Origin of the sequence: Streptomyces sp. E-08 (assembly GCF_049913095.1) — a bacterium.
Taxonomy (GTDB): Bacteria; Actinomycetota; Actinomycetes; order Streptomycetales; family Streptomycetaceae; genus Streptomyces.
Genome location: NZ_CP183971.1, coordinates 5,057,176 through 5,073,691, shown reverse-complemented (window position 1 = coordinate 5,073,691; position 16,516 = coordinate 5,057,176). Strand labels below are relative to the sequence as shown.

20 protein-coding genes are annotated in these 16,516 nt (G+C 71.3%); 15 read left to right on the top strand and 5 right to left on the bottom strand.

What is annotated here, in order from left to right:
* Position 1: 1 nt before the first annotated feature.
* The 3 genes from rpsG to ACN9MM_RS23475 form a co-directional block, all read right to left on the bottom strand.
* The gene (rpsG, locus tag ACN9MM_RS23485; protein ID WP_015035567.1) at positions 2-472 is read right to left on the bottom strand and encodes a 30S ribosomal protein S7; all 471 of its coding nucleotides are present in this window, start codon (positions 470-472) and stop codon (positions 2-4) included.
* Between the two features lie 2 nt (positions 473-474).
* Complete coding sequence (gene rpsL, locus ACN9MM_RS23480; protein ID WP_003948652.1) at positions 475-846, bottom strand: 30S ribosomal protein S12; 372 nt, start codon at positions 844-846, stop codon at positions 475-477.
* A gap of 438 nt (positions 847-1,284) precedes the next feature.
* Entirely contained in the window at positions 1,285-1,734 is a 450-nt protein-coding gene (locus ACN9MM_RS23475; protein ID WP_382864727.1) for a helix-turn-helix domain-containing protein, read from the bottom strand.
* 252 nt (positions 1,735-1,986) lie between these two features.
* Here ACN9MM_RS23475 and ACN9MM_RS23470 point away from each other — a divergent pair, with 252 nt between their 5' ends.
* The 3 genes from ACN9MM_RS23470 to ACN9MM_RS23460 are packed head-to-tail and all read left to right on the top strand — an operon-like array spanning position 1,987 to position 3,177.
* Positions 1,987-2,262, top strand: coding sequence for a WhiB family transcriptional regulator (locus ACN9MM_RS23470; protein ID WP_426365549.1), 276 nt, complete (start codon positions 1,987-1,989; stop codon positions 2,260-2,262).
* A complete protein-coding gene (locus ACN9MM_RS23465; RefSeq protein WP_426365548.1) occupies positions 2,255-2,980 on the top strand; it encodes a hypothetical protein in 726 nt (241 codons plus the stop codon). The genes ACN9MM_RS23470 and ACN9MM_RS23465 overlap by 8 nt, the downstream gene beginning before the upstream one ends.
* Positions 2,974-3,177, top strand: coding sequence for a hypothetical protein (locus tag ACN9MM_RS23460; RefSeq protein ID WP_426365547.1), 204 nt, complete (start codon positions 2,974-2,976; stop codon positions 3,175-3,177). The genes ACN9MM_RS23465 and ACN9MM_RS23460 overlap by 7 nt, the downstream gene beginning before the upstream one ends.
* Positions 3,178-3,232: 55 nt before the next feature.
* On the opposite strand, the gene ACN9MM_RS23455 is transcribed toward ACN9MM_RS23460, so the two are convergent.
* Positions 3,233-4,057 carry a hypothetical protein gene (locus tag ACN9MM_RS23455; protein ID WP_426365546.1) on the bottom strand — a complete coding sequence of 275 codons (825 nt, stop codon included), beginning with the start codon at positions 4,055-4,057 and terminating at the stop codon, positions 3,233-3,235.
* Between the two features lie 856 nt (positions 4,058-4,913).
* Here ACN9MM_RS23455 and ACN9MM_RS23450 point away from each other — a divergent pair.
* The 4 genes from ACN9MM_RS23450 (at position 4,914) to ACN9MM_RS23435 (ending at position 6,833) form a co-directional block, all read left to right on the top strand.
* Positions 4,914-5,321 (top strand): hypothetical protein, encoded by a 408-nt coding sequence (locus tag ACN9MM_RS23450; protein ID WP_426365545.1) that lies wholly within the window; start codon positions 4,914-4,916, stop codon positions 5,319-5,321.
* A gap of 107 nt (positions 5,322-5,428) precedes the next feature.
* Entirely contained in the window at positions 5,429-6,040 is a 612-nt protein-coding gene (locus ACN9MM_RS23445) for a phage tail protein (protein WP_426365544.1), read from the top strand.
* Positions 6,041-6,129: 89 nt separating this feature from the next.
* Complete coding sequence (locus tag ACN9MM_RS23440; RefSeq protein WP_382864745.1) at positions 6,130-6,420, top strand: hypothetical protein; 291 nt, start codon at positions 6,130-6,132, stop codon at positions 6,418-6,420.
* Between the two features lie 113 nt (positions 6,421-6,533).
* Positions 6,534-6,833, top strand: a complete 300-nt coding sequence (locus ACN9MM_RS23435; RefSeq protein ID WP_426365543.1) for a hypothetical protein — start codon at positions 6,534-6,536, stop codon at positions 6,831-6,833.
* Between the two features lie 53 nt (positions 6,834-6,886).
* Here ACN9MM_RS23435 and ACN9MM_RS23430 read toward each other — a convergent pair whose 3' ends face one another.
* Positions 6,887-7,756 (bottom strand): hypothetical protein, encoded by an 870-nt coding sequence (locus ACN9MM_RS23430; RefSeq protein WP_426365541.1) that lies wholly within the window; start codon positions 7,754-7,756, stop codon positions 6,887-6,889.
* A 303-nt stretch (positions 7,757-8,059) separates the two neighbouring features.
* Between ACN9MM_RS23430 and ACN9MM_RS23425 the strand changes: the two genes are divergently transcribed.
* The 8 genes from ACN9MM_RS23425 to ACN9MM_RS23390 all read left to right on the top strand — a co-directional run bounded on the left by ACN9MM_RS23425 (position 8,060) and on the right by ACN9MM_RS23390 (position 16,505).
* Positions 8,060-8,272 (top strand): hypothetical protein, encoded by a 213-nt coding sequence (locus ACN9MM_RS23425; RefSeq protein WP_426365540.1) that lies wholly within the window; start codon positions 8,060-8,062, stop codon positions 8,270-8,272.
* Between the two features lie 98 nt (positions 8,273-8,370).
* The gene (locus ACN9MM_RS23420) at positions 8,371-9,324 is read left to right on the top strand and encodes a hypothetical protein (protein ID WP_426365539.1); all 954 of its coding nucleotides are present in this window, start codon (positions 8,371-8,373) and stop codon (positions 9,322-9,324) included.
* 28 nt (positions 9,325-9,352) lie between these two features.
* Positions 9,353-10,555: a phage tail protein gene (locus ACN9MM_RS23415; protein WP_426365538.1), complete on the top strand. Its 1,203-nt coding sequence runs from the start codon at positions 9,353-9,355 to the stop codon at positions 10,553-10,555.
* Positions 10,552-11,799 carry a tape-measure protein gene (locus ACN9MM_RS23410; RefSeq protein ID WP_426365537.1) on the top strand — a complete coding sequence of 416 codons (1,248 nt, stop codon included), beginning with the start codon at positions 10,552-10,554 and terminating at the stop codon, positions 11,797-11,799. Before ACN9MM_RS23415 ends, ACN9MM_RS23410 begins: the two co-directional genes overlap by 4 nt.
* A 101-nt stretch (positions 11,800-11,900) precedes the next feature.
* Complete coding sequence (locus tag ACN9MM_RS23405) at positions 11,901-12,824, top strand: phage distal tail protein (RefSeq protein WP_426365536.1); 924 nt, start codon at positions 11,901-11,903, stop codon at positions 12,822-12,824.
* A 39-nt stretch (positions 12,825-12,863) separates the two neighbouring features.
* The gene (locus ACN9MM_RS23400) at positions 12,864-14,057 is read left to right on the top strand and encodes a hypothetical protein (RefSeq protein WP_426365534.1); all 1,194 of its coding nucleotides are present in this window, start codon (positions 12,864-12,866) and stop codon (positions 14,055-14,057) included.
* A gap of 38 nt (positions 14,058-14,095) precedes the next feature.
* Positions 14,096-15,316 (top strand): hypothetical protein, encoded by a 1,221-nt coding sequence (locus tag ACN9MM_RS23395; RefSeq protein WP_426365533.1) that lies wholly within the window; start codon positions 14,096-14,098, stop codon positions 15,314-15,316.
* 46 nt (positions 15,317-15,362) lie between these two features.
* On the top strand, positions 15,363-16,505 hold the full coding sequence (locus ACN9MM_RS23390) for a hypothetical protein (RefSeq protein ID WP_426365532.1): 1,143 nt from the start codon (positions 15,363-15,365) through the stop codon (positions 16,503-16,505).
* The last annotated feature ends 11 nt before the right edge of the window (positions 16,506-16,516 follow it).

The following is a 16,516-nucleotide window of genomic DNA, read 5'->3' as shown; positions in this document are numbered from 1 at the left end:
ACTACCAGCGGTAGTGCGCGAAGGCCTTGTTGGACTCGGCCATCTTGTGCGTGTCCTCGCGCTTCTTGACGGCAGCACCGAGGCCGTTGGAGGCATCGAGGAGCTCGTTCATGAGGCGCTCGGTCATGGTCTTCTCGCGACGGGCGCGGGAGTAACCGACGAGCCAGCGGAGGGCCAGCGTGGACGCGCGGCCCGGCTTGACCTCGATCGGCACCTGGTAGGTGGCGCCACCGACACGGCGGGACTTGACCTCGAGGGCCGGCTTGACGTTCTCGAGAGCGCGCTTCAGCGTGATGACCGGGTCCTGGCCGGTCTTCTCGCGAAGACCCTCCATGGCGCCGTACACGATGCGCTCGGCGGTGGAACGCTTGCCGTCCAGCAGGATCTTGTTGATCAGCGAGGTGACAAGAGGAGAGCTGTAGACCGGGTCGATGATGACCGGGCGCTTCGGGGCGGGGCCCTTACGAGGCATTCTTACTTCTCCTTCTTGGCGCCGTAGCGGCTGCGAGCCTGCTTACGGTTCTTGACGCCCTGCGTGTCGAGGGAACCGCGGATGATCTTGTAACGAACACCCGGCAGGTCCTTCACACGGCCACCGCGCACGAGCACGATCGAGTGCTCCTGCAGGTTGTGACCCTCACCCGGGATGTAGGCCGTGACCTCGATGCCCGAGGTCAGACGCACACGCGCGACCTTACGGAGGGCCGAGTTCGGCTTCTTCGGGGTGGTCGTGAACACACGCGTGCAGACGCCGCGACGCTGAGGGGAACCCTCGAGTGCGGGCGTCTTGTTCTTCTCGACCTTGTCCTGCCGGCCCTTACGGACCAGCTGCTGGATCGTAGGCACTACTTCTCCGGTTTCTGTGTGCCGTCGGTAAAACTAACCTGGAACATTCACCGACCCACGCGGTCGGGTGTGTCGGATCTCGCGGACCTCCGCCAGAGGCGGAAAAAGCGCGGATCACGGTGGCCGATATATGACTCGCCGTGCGGTTGAGGACACGCACGGGAGCCCAGGCACACCCCAGGCACAAGGCATGAGCGTACCTATCGCATGGACTCCGGTCAAAACAAATGCCCACGCGCACGTGGTCCCGGCCGGAGCGGGCCGGGACCAGGGCGGATCGTTCCGGCGCCGGACGGTTCCGGCCCGGCGCCGTGGCCCGCCGGATCGTTCCGGCGCCGGGCACCACGTCCCGTCGCCGGTCCCTTCCGCCCCTTTTCAGCCCTCTTCGGCCGTCATCGGCCCTCTCCGAGCCTCTTCAAGCCCCTTCGGCCCCCGTGGTCAGTCCCGGGCGGTGCGGCGGGGCTCGGGCGCCTCGCCGGCGCCCGACTCGTCCACGTCCGGCTCCAGGAACTGATTCACGACCTTGACGAAGACTCCCATGCGCTCGTCGGGCACGCCCAGCCAGCGCGCGAAGTCCTCCATCGAGGGCTGCCAGTCGCTCGGCGGCAGCAGGTCCGCCGCCATCGGGAGCTCCTCGGGGGTCACGCGGCCGGACCGGATGAGCATGTCGCGGACGGAGACGCCGAGCAGCGGGGCGATCCGGCGCATGGTCTCCAGGTCGGGCATGCTCTGCCGCTGCAGCAGGCGCGTGACGGCGGCGCGGTGGACTCCGGCCTCGTCCGCGATCCGGGACTTGCCGCCGCCGCGCGGGCTGTCGATGTCGTAGCCGCGCTGTCTCATCAGGCCTTCGACCCAGCCTGCGAACTCGTCGAGCCCTTGAGTGCTCATGTGTACCGCTCCTCGCTCCCCACCCTCCGGATCCCATACCTTAGCGTGCTTGCGCGCACGGAATTACGTGCTTTCGGGCACGCAATCGTGTCGAATCGGTGAAGGGTCGGCCTCGTCGGTCCCGTTTTTTGTTGCGCGCTCGCACGCAACGTGTAAGTCTGGCTCGCCGCCGCACTCGTCGGCCCCCCGAGCCCCAGGCGCCCCACCGGCCCCATGGACGGCCCCGGTGGGCCCCGGACCGTGGAGAACCCCTTGTTCCATCCCGACCCGTCCCCCTGGCAGGCCTCCGCCGCGTGCGCCGGCCTCTCCCCGTCCGTCGTCTTCGCCCGCCGCGCCAAGGAGGCGGCCCCCGCCCTGCGGGCCTGCGCCTCCTGCCCCGTGCGCGGCGAGTGCGAGACGGCCGTGGCCCCGGCGGAGAGCTACTTCGACGGAGTCTGCGCGGGCCGGCTCTGGCGCAACGGCCGCCCGGCGGACGCCCTGCGCGTCGCGAAGGCCCTCGCCACGCGGGGAAGCGGCCGCCGTGACTGACCACACCGACCTCGTCCTGCGGGATATCACGCTCTGGACCGCCTCCCTGGTACGGCAGTTCCCCGAACTCTCCGAGGAGCTCGCGCCCGGGCGCCGCGGGCCCGCCGGGACCGCCCCCGGCCCCTCCCCCGCCGGCCTCGACGAACTGATCCGCGAGGAGCGCCGGGAGGCGCTGCTGCTCCAGCAGCGGCACGGGCTCGTCGTCCCCGGCCACGGGGCCGCCCCGATCCGGCTGCACGTCTCCGACGCCATCCGTGACATCACCGACGGCGTGGTGGAGCTGGAGGAGGCGGTGTGCGCCCGGCTCGCGCTGCCCCGGCCGCCCCGCGCCGGGGTGATCGACCGGCTCCGTCGCCTGGTCGGGCTGCTCGACCCGATCGCGGCCCACCCGGACCTGGCCCGGCACGTGCGGGACGAGATCCGGCGGATGGCCCGGCGCTGCGCCCGGACGCTCGGCGACGCGGAGACGATCGTGCGGGTCTCGGGCCGGTGCCCCTGGTGCGACTCGGTGTCGCTGCGGGCGTTCCCGGACCGGCGCGCGGTGCTCTGCGTGAACCCGGCCTGTGTCTGCACGGACGAGGTGTGCGGCTGTCAGGACGACCCGGCCTACCGGCACCTGTGGCCGGAGGACCGGTGGGAGGAGCTGTCGGAGGCGTCGGGGACGCGTACCGACGAGATCGAGGCGGCGATGGACGACACGAAGGAGACCTCATGCTGAGCTCGCCCGCCCTGCCCACGCTGGTCCCCGGCCGGCTGGCCGCCGAGGAGGCGGGGGTGGCGCCCGCGACCATCCGCAAGTGGGTCCAGCTCGGTCACCTGCGGGCCGCGGGACGGGCGGGACGGGCGCAGCTGTTCCGCCTGGAGGACGTGTTCGCGGCGGAGCGGCTGGCCCGCCGCCGCCCCCGTACCGCCTGACCTTCCGTCACAGAAGCGCCCCGCGTCCGGTCTCCCCCGGACGCGGGGCGCTTCGTCATGCCGCCAGGAAACGGCGGAGGGAGTCGACGAGGGTGGCGGCGAGGCGCTCGCGGACCGGCTCGGGGACGCGGTCGAGGGAGAGGTACGGGTTGAGGTCCTCCAGCTCGACGAGGAGCAGCTCGCCGCCGGGGGCGCGGCAGGCGTCGACGCGCTGGATGCCGTGGTCGAGGGTGTTCCAGTCGATGAAGCGGCGCGCGAAGGCGAGGTCGTCGGGGGTGGGTTCGTACGGCTCCAGGACCCAGCGGCGCTCGGGGTCGGGGGCGTACAGGGCGTACTGGAAGAGGTCGTCGACGAAGTAGAAGGAGACCTCGTACCGGAAGTCGACGCGCGGCTGGACGAGGACGTCGCCGTAGGTGAGGCCGCCGAGCTCCTCGTACGGGACGAAGCGCAGTCCTATGGAGTCGGCGCCGGCCTTGGGCTTGACCGCGTAGCGCTCGGCCGCGGGGAGGCGGTGGAGGTCCTCGGCGCGGTCGGCGGTGGGAATGACGGGGAAGCCGGCGGCGGTGAGGTCGAGGAGGTACTGCTTGCCGGCCATGTCGCCGCGGCCGTGGAGGGGGTTGTAGACGCGGGTGCCGCGGGCGAGGGCCTGCGCGCGGAAGTCCTCGTACTCCTTCTGGTAGCCGAGGACGGGCCCGCTGTTGCGGACGACGACGCCGTCGAAGCCGTCCATGAGGGCGGCGGCGTCGAGCGGGTGACAGAGCGCCAGGTCGAAGGAGCCACGGAGCCGGGCGGTGAGCCCGATGTCCTCGTCGCAGTAGCGCCGGCCACGGGCCGGGTAGGCGAGGTCGGTCACGTAGAGCAGGCGGGGTCGGGGGGACACGGGGCGGCTCCTGAGTCGGTACGGGACGGCCAACCTACCGACCCCGGCGACCGCCCTCCCCCCCCTCACCGGGCCCGACGCCCGCACCGCCGGGTCCGGCCGGGGCGAGCCCCACCCCGGTGGCAGAACCGGGCCGCACCAGGGCCCGGCCCCCAGCGGAGCCGGGCCCTGAAGGGCCCCTGGGGGCCCCAGCGGGTCCGGCCCGTACGGGGCCGCGCCCCCGCGCAGCGCGCCGTACGAGGCGCCACCCCGCCGCAGCGCCGCCCGGCCGTGCGGGGCGCGGCCGTGCGGGGCGCGGCCACGCACGGCGGACAGGCGGGGCACAGAAGAGCGGAGCGGACGGACGCGGCCCGGATCCCGCGGCCCCGGACCCCGCGACCGGACCCCGCGACCGGACCCCGCGGCCGGACCCCGGGGAGCGGACGGGCGCGGGTCTTGCCCCGCGGGTCTTGCCCCGGCGCAGTGCGGGCCCGGCGCACGCGGGCCCGGCGCAGTGCGGGCCCGGCGCAGTGCGGGCCCGGCGCACGGCGGGCCCCGCGCACGGCGGGCCCGGCGCAGGCGGCTCGGACGCACGACGGCCCAGGCGCAGGCCGCCCAGGCGCACGGCCGCCCAGGCTCAGGCGGTCCAGGCGCGACGCCGCTCAGGCGCCGCGCGGCCCTCGGTCAGATCCGCACCCAGAACTAGTTGCGTGCGCGCACGCTCCCTGTCACAGTTGGTGCAGCGGCGGAGCTGCGCCCGCAAGGCGGGACGCGGCTCCGCCGTCCGCCGTCCGGGAGCGCTCCGCGCCCCCGCCCCTCCCCGCGTCGAGCGCCCCGGACGGGCCCGTCCCGCCCCCGTCTCCCGAGGAGAACCGTCATGACCACTCCCCCGAGTGCGTTCCCGGACGTCGAGAAGCTGGTCGTCGACGTCCTCAAGGCCGACCCGGCCCTGGCCGGCGTCACCGTCGCCGTACAGGCGCCGGCCGGCTTCGACGGCACGCAGAACGCCGTCCTGGTGAACCGCCGCGGCGGCGCCTGGATCGGCGACCTGCACGTCGACAAGCCGCTGATCGAGTTCGAGGTGTACGGGCCGACCAAGAACGCGGCCCACGTCCTCGCCAACGCCGCCCGGCGCGCCCTGCTCGCCACCATCGGCAAGCAGCTCGGCGCCAACTTCGTCAGCGACGTCGAGGAGCAGGACGGGCCGCGCTGGATGCCCGACTACCTCTACCGGGGCGCCAACCGCTACCTCTGCGTCATCCAGATCTCGCTGAACGTCTTCTAGACCCCAGCGACCCACAGACCAGGCCTCGCCGTCCGGCGGGGCCTTTGCCGTACCCGGACCCCTTTTCCGGGCACGGCCGCCCTCATCACCCAAGGAGAAACACCACCATGGCTGGAAACAACTCCGCCGAGATCCGCGTCGCAGGCATCGGCAAGCTCTTCGTCGCCGACGCCGGCACCTCCCTCCCCGCCACCTTCGGCGCGGACTCCGCCGCCGACTGGACCGGCGCGGGCTGGAAGGACCTCGGTTTCACCTCCGGCGACGGCGTCACGTTCTCGAAGAAGGACAAGCTGGAGGCCATCGACTCGTGGCAGTCGGTCTCCCCGGTCCACTACATCTACTCGAGCCGTGACCTGTCGCTGAAGTTCTCGCTGCTCCAGTTCAACGAGGACACGCTGCCGTTCTTCATGGGCGGCGACGCGGTGAAGGCCGAGCCGACCCCGGCGGTCGACACCTACCGCTACGAGATCGCCGAGCGTCCGTTCGCGGACGTCCGCGCCCTCGGCCTGGAGTTCACCGACGTCAAGGCCGGCGGCACGACCGCGGTGAAGTACCGCTTCATCATCCCGCGCGGCCAGGTCACCGCCACCGACGACATCAAGCTGGCCCGCAAGGCGGCCTCCCAGCTGGGTGTCACCTTCACCGCCATGTCGAAGGGCGACGGCAAGCCGCTGGCGACCTTCCTCATGAAGGACAGCCAGTACTCCGCGACCGTCTGATCCTTCTCCACCCGGGGCGGGACGGCGCACCGCCGTCCCGCCCCACCCCCTCTCCTCCTCACTCACCCGAACAAGGAGTACGCATCACCATGGCCCGTTTCGACGTCAACGCCGCCCGCGCCCAGCGCCTGGAGGCCCACGGCCGCACCTGGTCGTTCGAGCTGGACGGCGAGTCCTACACGCTTCCCACCGAGCTGTCCCGCAAGACCGCGAAGGCGCTGCGCAGGCTCGACGACAACGACGTGGACGGCCTGCTCGCGCTCCTGATGGGTGAGGAGCAGTTCGCCCGCTTCGAGGAGCACGACCTCACGATGCAGGACATCGCCGCGATCCTGGAGGCCTACGGCAAGGAGACCGGGCTCGGCCTGGGGGAAGACTGAGCCTCGCCGAGTTCGTCGACGAACACGCCGAGGCCCTCGAAGCGGACCTGCTCCGCTACTACGCCACCGATCTCCTCGACTGGTACCGGGGCGACCTCTCCAGTCGGCGCCTGATGGTCCTCGTGAAGCACCTTCCGCCGGACGGAGCGGTGCAGCGCCAGATCCACGGGGAGTCGGCGGAGTGGTCGATCACCGACCACCTCCTCGCCGCCACGGTGGATCACCTGGCCGTCTCCAACTGGATGTTCCAGTGCGTCAACACCGGTGAGGACGACGAGACCCCCGATCCGCCGAAGCCCGTCCCCCGTCCGGGCATCACGGACGAGGACGGCGAGGAGCGGGACGACGACTCCGCGGAGGAGGCTGCCGGTCCGGCGGTCTCCCCGTCGGCCCTCGCCCGCTTCTTCGGCTGAAGCGCCGCCGCTCCGGCGGCCGAAGCCCCCGCAGCCCCCGGCGCCCGCTCCCCTCAGGAAGCGGGCTCCGGGGGCGCTTCCTGTGCTCGCTCGGCGGCCAGCTCCTCCTCCAGGCTCCTGGCCCGTTCGGAGAGCCGGCGGCCGCGCCGCTCGGGGGTCCCCCCGGTCTGGCCGGGTACGCCGCTGAGCGGGGGCACGATCGGCCGGCCGCCCTTGCCGCGGACGACCTTCCGCACCGGCTGGGGGTTCCTGCGGGTGCGGCTCTCCTGCGAGGCCTGGGCGCTCACCCGGACGTCCGCCCCGGACTCCGGCTCGGCCGCCGGTTCTGGTCCGGACGCGTGCTCCGGCTCGGGTTCGTACACGACAGCGGGCGCGGGCGAAGGCAGGGACGCAGGCGCGGGCAGGGGCGCGGGCGAAGGCAGGGACGCGGGTGCGGGGCCGGGCTCCGGCTCGTACTCCTCGCGCTCCCCGTACTCCGGCTCGGGACGCTGTTCGAACAGTTCGCGCTCCCGCCGGACGCGCTCCTCGGCCCTGACCACCGCCGCCGGGGGTTCCATGAGCCGGGCGAAGGGCAGCGGGATGACCCGGGCCCCGTCCTGGGAGGAGGTGTCCGTGCGCCGCTGCGGGCGCCGTATGCCCCGTGCGTCGCCCTGGCCCTGGGCGTAGGCGTCGGCCACGCGCTTCTCGTACTCCCTGCGGATGCGCGGGAGTTCGTCGGAGACGGCCTCGGCCCAGCCGGCGGTGAACGCGGCGGCCTCGCGGCGGTCCACCTCGGCGCGGGGCAGCACGACCAGGTCCTCCGGGGCGTGACCGGCGACGTGGACGAGTTCGGCGAGGCGTGCGAAGAGATGGGGCAGATCAGGGTGGGATTCGAGCCAGTCGATGACCTGCTCGCGCCGGTTACCGCCCGGCTCCGTGTCCATGCGTCAGCACTGCCTTCCGACCCCCTGGGGTCCCCACGCGCCCCTCGCGCCCCCGGCTCCCCGGATGAGTCAGGTCCAGGGAACGCGCCTTCCAGAGTACCCCGGTCGAACACAAGCTCTGTTCTCGCATCAACCCCCGTGGGAAACCCGCAGGAAGACACGCCGTCAGACGTTTCCCGCTCGACAAACACCGAACAGGTGTTCCAAACTCTGTTCGCACAGCAGTTCGAACATGTGGTGCCCCCGCCTCACTCCGCGGCGCCGCCACGCACGCACGGGCAAGCAACCGGAAGGCAGGCGTCCATGACTCAGCAGGCCGAGGCATCGCGACCGCACATCCCGCTCCAGGACCGCCTCCGCCAGCTCCTCGACGGACCCGTCGCGCTCGACAAGAGAGCGTTGCTCGGCACCCTCTGCGCCGAGGTCAGCCGTTACGAGACCCTCGCGTACACGGCGGGCTGGAACGACGCCCTCGCGACGGCACGCCGCGGCTCCCGCCGGGACGCCGACGCCTAGCCCTCCGAACCGCCCCTACGCACGAGCCCCTGCCGAAGCTCCATACCGGCAGGGGCTTTTCGGCGCTTGGCCGTCACCGGCCGGAAGCGGAGCAAAACATGGCAGACGTAACGAACGAGGACCTCTCGATCCAGGTGGCCGGCCTCAGGCACTACCTGCGGAAGGTGGACGGGGGCTGGCTGCCCACGACCGACTGGATGAAGCAGCAGCTGGCCCCCATCAACAAGCTGGTCGAGGACCTCAAGGCGCAGCAGGACAAGGTCGCCGAAGAAGCCGCCAAGGCTCCCTGGGAAGAATGGATGGAGACGGTCGGCCTCGGCACCCTGGCCGAGGTCATCAAGGGCGCCCTGGAGGGCGGCATCCTCGGCGCCCTGGCCGCCATCGGGACCGCCCTCGCGGTCATCCTCGTACCCATCCTCCTCGCCACGTTGGGCGCGTTCATCGTCAGCAAGATCCAGACATGGCACGCCGGCAGGAACGGCGGCTACACCTACGCCCCGGACCAGGAAGGCGTCCTCAGGCGCCAGAGGCTCACGGACATCCAGAACCAGCAGAACGGCGGCGGCAATCTTCTCGACCAGATCCCGGCGGGCGCGAACTTCGACAACCTGCGCACCCAGCTGGAGCTGCTGAACCCGGAGCTGCTGAAGTTCAACAACCGGGCCCCCTCCTTCATTCAGTCGTTCCGCAAGCTGCCGCCCGAGGGCAAGGCGACCAAGGCCGCGAACGCCATCAAGAAGATCGCCGACGCCATCACGGGCATCGACCACGCGCAGATGCAGCCGGTCGCCGAGGGCGTCAACAAGATCAACAACGCCATGCGGAACGCCGACCCCCGGAAGGTCACCAAGGTCGCCAGGGCCACCGACAAGCTCAAGGCCGCCATGGTCGGCTTCGACGCGACCAAGATCCCCAAGTCGAGCGACCTGGGGCCGGCCGCCACCAAGATGGGCGAGCTCGCCACGGCGACCGGAACCCTGCGCACGAAGCTGCGGGAGTTCGCGTCCACGGTCCGCGACCTCGACTCCGCCCTCGGCGCGCCGACCGCCTGATCCCCACCACCCCGAAAGGAGGTAACCCATGTCTCTCGTCAAGTCCCTCAAGAACGCGTCCGACTCCCTGCGCAACCTCAAGACCCAGGCCTCCGGCGCCGGCACCTCGGTCAAGAAGGTCGGCGACGCCGGAAAGTCCGCGTCCGGTCAGCTCAAGACGCTCAAGACCAACGCCCAGGGCTCTAACACCCAGCTCAAGAACCTCAAGACGGCCTCGGACCAGGCCGAGAAGTCCATGTCGAAGGCCGGCACGACCGCCGAGTCCGCCGGCAAGAAGATGGGGAAGTACGAATCCGGCGCGGGCAAGGCCGCCAAGGGCCAGGACAAGCTCAACAAGTCGATGAAGGGCAATCTCCTCGCCCGTCTGATCGAGCTCTTCATGCCTCTCATCGAGAAGATCGTCGAGATGGCGATGCAGTCGAAGACGATGCAGAAGATCCTCAAGAAGGCCTTCGACGCCATCAAGACCGTGATCAGCTCGGTCATGAAGGCCGTCGGCCCGATCATGCAGAAGGCCGGCGCCCTGATCAAGACGGTCTGGAACGGCATCAAGAAGGCCGTCTCCACCGTCGTCAAGGCCGTCGCCACCGTCATCAAGACCTACGTCAACATCTGGAAGACGGTCATCACCACGGTGATGAAGGCGATCAAGACCGTCGTCGGCGCCGCCTGGAACGGCATCAAGTCCGTCATCACCCCGGTGGTGAACTGGATCAAGAGCGCGATCCCGAACGCCTTCAGCGCCGTCAAGGACAAGATGTCCTCGATCTGGAACGGCCTCAAGGGCATCGCGACCCGGGCGTTCGAGGGGATCAAGAGCGGCGTGTCCGGTCCGGTCAACGCCGTCATCGGCCTGATCAACCGGATGATCCGGGCCGTCAACGGCGTCAAGGTCAGCGTCCCCGGCTGGGTCCCGGTCGTCGGCGGCAAGACCTTCGGCGTCAACATCCCGACCATCCCCATGCTCGCCACCGGCGGCGTCGTCATGCCCCGCAGCGGCGGTGTCCCGGCGATCCTCGCCGAGGCCGGCGAGGCCGAGGCCGTCCTGCCGCTGTCCAAGCTGGACCGGCTGCTCGCCATGACCGCCCGCCGCGCCCGGATGACGGCGCAGCTGCAGACGGGCAGCGGCGGCGGCGCCGGGCTGCACATCGAGAACTACCACGCGGCCCGTGACAGCGACCCGCAGTCCACGGCGGACGCGCTGATGTACCTGGCGAAGGCACGCGGATGAGTGCCGGCGCCGTCCGCATGCCGGCGTTCGGCCGCATGACGCCGACGATGACGTCCCTGCGGCAGGGCGCCGAGACGGCCAACGGCGCGCTCGGGCGGCTCAAGCAGGACGTCCAGGCGGCGGCCGGCGGCATCGCCGGGTTCGCGACCGGGCTACGGACCGCCGGCACCTCCGTACGCACCCTCGGGAGCACCGCTTCCGGCGCGGCGACCTCCGTCGGCCGGATCCAGCGGTCGAAGGCCGCCGCCGGCATCCAGAAACTCGGCGTCGCGGCCGGGAAGATCCGTACCGCCGCGGGAAGGTTCGGCCCCGCGGTGGGCACGATCCTGGCGATCCTGGTGCCGCTGCTGCCGTTCGCCGACACCATCACCAAACTGATGGACACCTACGGCACGGTGATGGAGATCGCCTCCGTCGCCATGACCGGCGTCAACCTCGCCATGCGCGGCAACCCGCTCGGCTTCCTCGCCGGCATCCTCGTGCCGGTCATCGCCTGGCTCATCGAGTACGCGGTGAACAGCGAGACCGGCCAGAAGATCATCAGACAGGTCATGCAGCAGGCGCTGAAGGGCTTCCAGTCCGTCTGGACGTTCCTGCAGCCGGTCGTCAAGGTCATCGGCCAGGCCGTCGGGACCTACTTCAAGGCCTACCTCACCCTGTTCACGACGGCCCTGAAGCTCATCGGCTCCGGCATCAGCGGCATCTCCCGGGTCGGCACCGCCGTCACCTCCGCGTCCCAGGCCCTGCGCGGCATCGCGTCACGCACGATCGGCGGGATCAAGGACGCGGTCCACCCGTTCCTGTCCTTCTTCACCGACAGGATCCCGGGCTTCTTCCGCACCGCCAACGAGGCGGTCGGCAAGGCCCTGCACGGCATGGGCGAGCTGATCAAGGGCGCCCTGACCGCCGTGCTGGGGGTCGTCAAGGGGCCGATCAACGGCCTCATCGCCTTCGCCAACTGGATCATCGACGGGCTCAACAAGCTGAGCTTCAGCATCCTCGGCAAGAAGTTCGGCGTCGACCTCGACAAGATCCCGATGCTCGCCGAGGGCGGTGTCGTCTTCCCCGGCGCCGACAGCGCGCCGCGCATCGACCCGCTCACCGTGCTCGAACAGCGGCGCGTCCCGGCCCTCACCGAGGCCCCCCGGCAGCCCCACCGCATCGCGGAGTTCCGCGAGGATCCGGGCGCCGGCCCGCGGTCGACCGCCGAGGACCTGCTCTTCCTCCTCGCCGCGCACCGCTGAAGCCCTTCTCATCGACAGGCGGTCGGACATCCGACCGGCAGTCAGAAGCGCGACAGACCGTCAGAAGTCAGACAACCCCTCAGAAGTGAGGTGACGGCCCCATGGCCGAGACCACAACCACATACGCCGGCAACAGCCTCACCGCCGACATCGCGCCCGGCTCGCTGATCACCCAGGACGGGCAGATCCAGTGGGCCGGGCTCCTCATCGGCCCCGGCACGCCGTTCAACGTCGACCGGTCCGGTCTCCAGGGCTGGGAGGACCTGCCCGAGTACGACTCCTCCGACGCCGACCGGCCCACCTCGCACGGCGCCTGGCCCGGCTCCCGGTACGCCAAGCCGCGCAAGATCAGCGGCACGATCGTGCTGATGCCGGAGTACGACGGCGCCACCGAGGCCATCCGTGCCCTGCGCCAGTCGCTCGCCCTCCTCGACGAGGAGCGCTGGCTCACCGTCCGCCTGCACGGCGAACTCCTCGCCGTACGGGCCCGGATAGCCCAGCGCGTCGTTCCCGCGGACCAGGGCTTCGCCACCCAGGGCAGCTCGAAGATGTCCATCCAGTGGCTGGCCTCCGACCCGCGGCGCTACACCGTCAACGAGCAGAGCGCCTCCACCACTCCCCCGCAGCCGGAGACCGGCCTCACCTGGCCGCTGGTCTGGCCGCTCAACTGGGGCCAGGCCAAGTCCACCGGTGACGCCGTCGCCGAGAACACCGGCTCGGCCGCCACGCACCCGGTGATCGTCTTCCGCGGCCCCTGCTCCATGCCGACCGTCACCGAGCGGGTCAGCAAGCGCCGGCTGCGGTACGCGATCGACCTGGCCGCCGGCGACGAGCTCGTCGTCGACACCGCCAACGGCACGGTGATGCTCAACAACACCGCCTCCCGCCGCCACACCGCGATGGCCGACTCCAGCCCGGAGGAGCTGTTCCTCCTCGAACCGGGCCGCACGGAGCTGTCGTTCCGCCCCGACGCGGCGACCCCGGAGGCCCTGATGACCATCCGCTGGCGCAGCGCCGAATGGTGATCCGGCCCCCTTCCCGCCCCGCACAGAAGAGGTGAACCCATGACCGTACGGGCCGCCTGGCTCCAATCCACCGGCCAGACCCGCGAGGACACCCGGATCGCCCTGTCCGCGCTCCTCACGCCCAACGGGCAGAGCGCGGCGGAGACTCCGCTGCGCTCGCGGCCCGGCATCGTGCCCGGCGGCCTCGCGCTGACCGGCACCTCGGCGATGCAGTGCTCGATCGGCACCGGCCGGGCCGTGGTCCAGGGCAGCGACACCGCCCAGGGCGCGTACATGCTCGCGGTGACCGCCCCCGAGACGCTGACGATCGCGGACGGCGATCCGCAGTACGGCCGGATCGACCTGATCGAACTGGCCGTCCTCGACGACGCGTACGACCGCAGCGGCGCCACGGGGGCCGTCATCCGGCTGGTCAAGGGCACCCCCGCGGCCACCCCGGCCGTGCCCTCCTCGGGCCCCGGCAGCGCCTTCCCGCTCTACACCGTCTCGGTGCCGGCCGGCACCTCGGCCGGCACCGGCGGCGTCCAGTGGACCACCGCGGGCGTCGTCACGACCCTGCACTACCCGATGACCGCGCTCGGCGGCATCATGCCGACCAGCGGCTTCAAGGGCGCCTACGCCGGCCAGTACCGGGACGTCGCCGGGCTGCTCCAGCGCTGGGACGGCACGACCTGGGTCTCGTACGCGAAGCCCCTCGGCGGCATCGCCCCGCACGGCACCATGACGACCGGCGGCTACACCGGCCAGTACCGCGACAACGCGGGCGTCCTCCAGCGCTGGGACGGCTCGGCCTGGCAGTACGCCGAGGGCAAGGCGGCCGTGCTGTTCAGCGTCTCGCAGACCGCGATGCAGAGCGTGCCGGCGAGCACCTGGACGCCGATCACCCTCCAGTACGTCGACATCGACGACTTCACCGGCTGGAACGGCACCGACAGCTTCGTCGTCCCGCGCACCGGCTGGTGGCGGGTCTCCGGCCACGTCGCCTGGAACGGCGACTCCACCACCGGGGTCCGCGGCGCCCGCATCACCCTCGGCGGCGTCGGCGTCCCCCGCATGACCTGGCTGACCCAGGCGTCCACCGGAGCCGTCACGGTCGGCGGCGGGGGCCTGATCAAGCTCACCGCGGGCAACGTCCTGCAGCTCGCCGGCTACCACAACCACACCGCCGCCGTCCGCACCCTCGGCGGCTCGGGCTACTACAGCAACCTGTCCGCCCAGTGGATCAGGTCCTGACCGCCCCTCCCACCGCACCTCCCGATTGGAGAACCCCCATGGCACTGCGCAGCAGCTGGGTCGCCGAGACAGGCCAGACCCGCGAGGACACCCGCCTCAACCAGGTCGGCGCGACCACCATGGTCAACCCCGTCCAGGTCCGCTCCGGCATCCTGCCGGGCTCCTACGACGGCAAGTTCCGGCTGTCCGGCTTCTGGATGGACAAGGCCTCCGCCATGACGGCGACGGTCTCCGAGGGCCGGGCCGTCATCCAGGGCGACATCTCCCAGGGCGTCTACCCGGTGTCCCTGCCGGCCTCCGAGCAGGTCACGTTCGCCGCGGGCGACGCCCAGTACGGCCGGATCGACCTGGTCGTCCTGAAGGTCTACGACAACCTCTACGACGGCAGCACCCGCAACGAGGCGAAGGTCGAGATCATCCAGGGCGTGCCGGGCCAGGCCCCCAAGGCGCCGGTGGCGCCCGCACGCAGCCTCGCGCTGTACGAGGTGACGGTCCCGGCCGGCGCCAGCGCGGGCAACGGCGGCATCCCGTGGAACACCTCCCTGCGGGACCTGCGCACCCCGGTCGTCGCCCTCGGCGGCATCCTCCCGGTCGAGGGCCCGGTCCTGCCGGGCGCCCACCCGGGTCAGTACCAGGACACCGCCAACAACCAGCTGCAGCGCTGGGACGGCGGGCAGTGGGTCGCCTACCCCGAGGCGATCGGCGGCATCGTCCCGACCTCCGTCAACACCACGACCGCGGGCAGCTACACGGGCCAGTACCGGGCCACCGCGGCCGGTCCGATCCAGCGCTGGAACGGCGCGGCCTGGGCACCGGCCTACCCGGGTCCGTACTTCAACGACTCGCTGGACGGCGGCTACACCCTCTCGACGACCTTCGTGAACACCCTGGTCGACCGGGCGGAGAACCCGCTGACGCTGACCTTCGTCGCCCCGGAGAGCCGGCAGGCGATCCTCTCCTTCGGTTCGAAGATGGAGCTGTCCCTGAACTCGGGCACCACGGGCGTCGCCAGCTCCGCGCTGATGTGCGTCCGCATCACGCAGGGCGCCACCGTCGTCCGCGAGGTGGACGACGAACTCTCCGCCTACGCCTCCAAGTCGGCCAGCCCCACGGACGCCGTCTCCGTCTCGACGACGCAGCGCCTGTCCGGCCTGACGCCCGGCGCGACCTACACGGTCACCGCGTACTACCGGAGCACCAACGCCAACGTGCGGGCCTGGTTCGACAACTCCTACCTCCAGGTCACCCCCCAGTACTGAGTCCGCAAGGCCGCCACCCGACCGCCCCTAGCTCCAGGAGAACCACATGCCCGTTCGCTCCGGATGGCTGATGCCCACCGGGCAGACCCGCCAGAACACCCGCATCACCAACATCGGCGCCACCACCCCCGTCAACCCGCTCGGCGTCCGGTCCGGCATCCTCCCCGGCACGTACGACGGCAAGTTCCGGGTCGGCGGCCTGTGGATGAGCTCCTCCGGCCCGATGACGGCCACCGTCTACCACGGCAAGGCCGTCGTCCAGGGCGCCACCACCGACGGCGCCTACCCGGTCGCCCTCGACGAGGACATCACGCTCACCTTCGCCGACGGCGACCCGCTCAACGACCGCATCGACCTGGTCGTGGTCCGCGTCTACGACAACGACGTGGACGCCCTGGGCAGGTTCGACGCCGGCATCGAGATCGTCAAGGGCACCCCGGCGGCCGTCCCGGCCGCCCCGGCGGCCCCCGCCCGCTCCCTCATCCTGTTCACGGTGAAGGTGAAGAAGGGCGCCTCCGCCGGCACCGGCGGCATCGACTGGGCCGGCGGCGCCACCACCGACCTGCGCACCACGACCGTCTCCGCCGGCGGCATCCTGCCCGTCTACAACAACGCGGGCGTGCCCGGCGCCTACCCGGGCCAGTACCAGGACAACGACAACGCCCACTTCCTCCAGCGCTGGGACGGCACCGCCTGGGTCGCCTACCCCAAGGAGATCGGCGGCATCGCGCCCAGCGGCACGATCACCACCGGCAGCTACAACGGCCAGTACCGCGACTACAACGGCGGCCAGCTCCAGCGCTGGAACGGCAGCGCCTGGGTGGTCTACCAGCCGCCCGTCGAGACGGAGACCACGGCCTCCGGGGCCACGGCCCTGCCCAACTGGTCGGTGGTCTCGTTCAGCGGCCGCAGGACCAAGAGCGGTCTGTGCACCGTCACCGTCACCGTCACCCGCACCGGCGCCCAGGTCAACGTCGACAGCGCCGGCAACATGCCCGACGAGGGGCTGTGCACCCTCCCGGCCGGCTGGCGCCCTTCCATGGACTTCGAGGCCTCGGCCTGCGACGGCTTCGGCGACGGCGGCGCGAACATCTACACCAACGGCCAGATCAACCTGCGGACCTGGTCGTCCAACGGCGCCCTCGTCGCGGGGCGGAACATCCGCATCTCCGCCACCTACGTCCTGTAAGGAGGGTCCCC

Excerpts from the sequence above, each read along its gene's own strand:
- ACN9MM_RS23405 (WP_426365536.1), top strand. The coding sequence starts at position 11,901 with ATGGCCGAGACCACAACCACATACGCCGGCAACAGCCTCACCGCCGAC.
- ACN9MM_RS23445 (WP_426365544.1), top strand. The coding sequence starts at position 5,429 with ATGGCTGGAAACAACTCCGCCGAGATCCGCGTCGCAGGCATCGGCAAG.
- rpsG (WP_015035567.1), bottom strand. The coding sequence starts at position 472 with ATGCCTCGTAAGGGCCCCGCCCCGAAGCGCCCGGTCATCATCGACCCG.
- ACN9MM_RS23395 (WP_426365533.1), top strand. The coding sequence starts at position 14,096 with ATGGCACTGCGCAGCAGCTGGGTCGCCGAGACAGGCCAGACCCGCGAG.
- ACN9MM_RS23410 (WP_426365537.1), top strand. The coding sequence starts at position 10,552 with ATGAGTGCCGGCGCCGTCCGCATGCCGGCGTTCGGCCGCATGACGCCG.
- ACN9MM_RS23415 (WP_426365538.1), top strand. The coding sequence starts at position 9,353 with ATGTCTCTCGTCAAGTCCCTCAAGAACGCGTCCGACTCCCTGCGCAAC.
- ACN9MM_RS23440 (WP_382864745.1), top strand. The coding sequence starts at position 6,130 with ATGGCCCGTTTCGACGTCAACGCCGCCCGCGCCCAGCGCCTGGAGGCC.
- ACN9MM_RS23390 (WP_426365532.1), top strand. The coding sequence starts at position 15,363 with ATGCCCGTTCGCTCCGGATGGCTGATGCCCACCGGGCAGACCCGCCAG.
- ACN9MM_RS23475 (WP_382864727.1), bottom strand. The coding sequence starts at position 1,734 with ATGAGCACTCAAGGGCTCGACGAGTTCGCAGGCTGGGTCGAAGGCCTG.
- ACN9MM_RS23450 (WP_426365545.1), top strand. The coding sequence starts at position 4,914 with ATGACCACTCCCCCGAGTGCGTTCCCGGACGTCGAGAAGCTGGTCGTC.
- ACN9MM_RS23400 (WP_426365534.1), top strand. The coding sequence starts at position 12,864 with ATGACCGTACGGGCCGCCTGGCTCCAATCCACCGGCCAGACCCGCGAG.
- ACN9MM_RS23420 (WP_426365539.1), top strand. The coding sequence starts at position 8,371 with ATGGCAGACGTAACGAACGAGGACCTCTCGATCCAGGTGGCCGGCCTC.
- ACN9MM_RS23425 (WP_426365540.1), top strand. The coding sequence starts at position 8,060 with ATGACTCAGCAGGCCGAGGCATCGCGACCGCACATCCCGCTCCAGGAC.
- ACN9MM_RS23430 (WP_426365541.1), bottom strand. The coding sequence starts at position 7,756 with ATGGACACGGAGCCGGGCGGTAACCGGCGCGAGCAGGTCATCGACTGG.
- ACN9MM_RS23460 (WP_426365547.1), top strand. The coding sequence starts at position 2,974 with ATGCTGAGCTCGCCCGCCCTGCCCACGCTGGTCCCCGGCCGGCTGGCC.
- ACN9MM_RS23435 (WP_426365543.1), top strand. The coding sequence starts at position 6,534 with ATGGTCCTCGTGAAGCACCTTCCGCCGGACGGAGCGGTGCAGCGCCAG.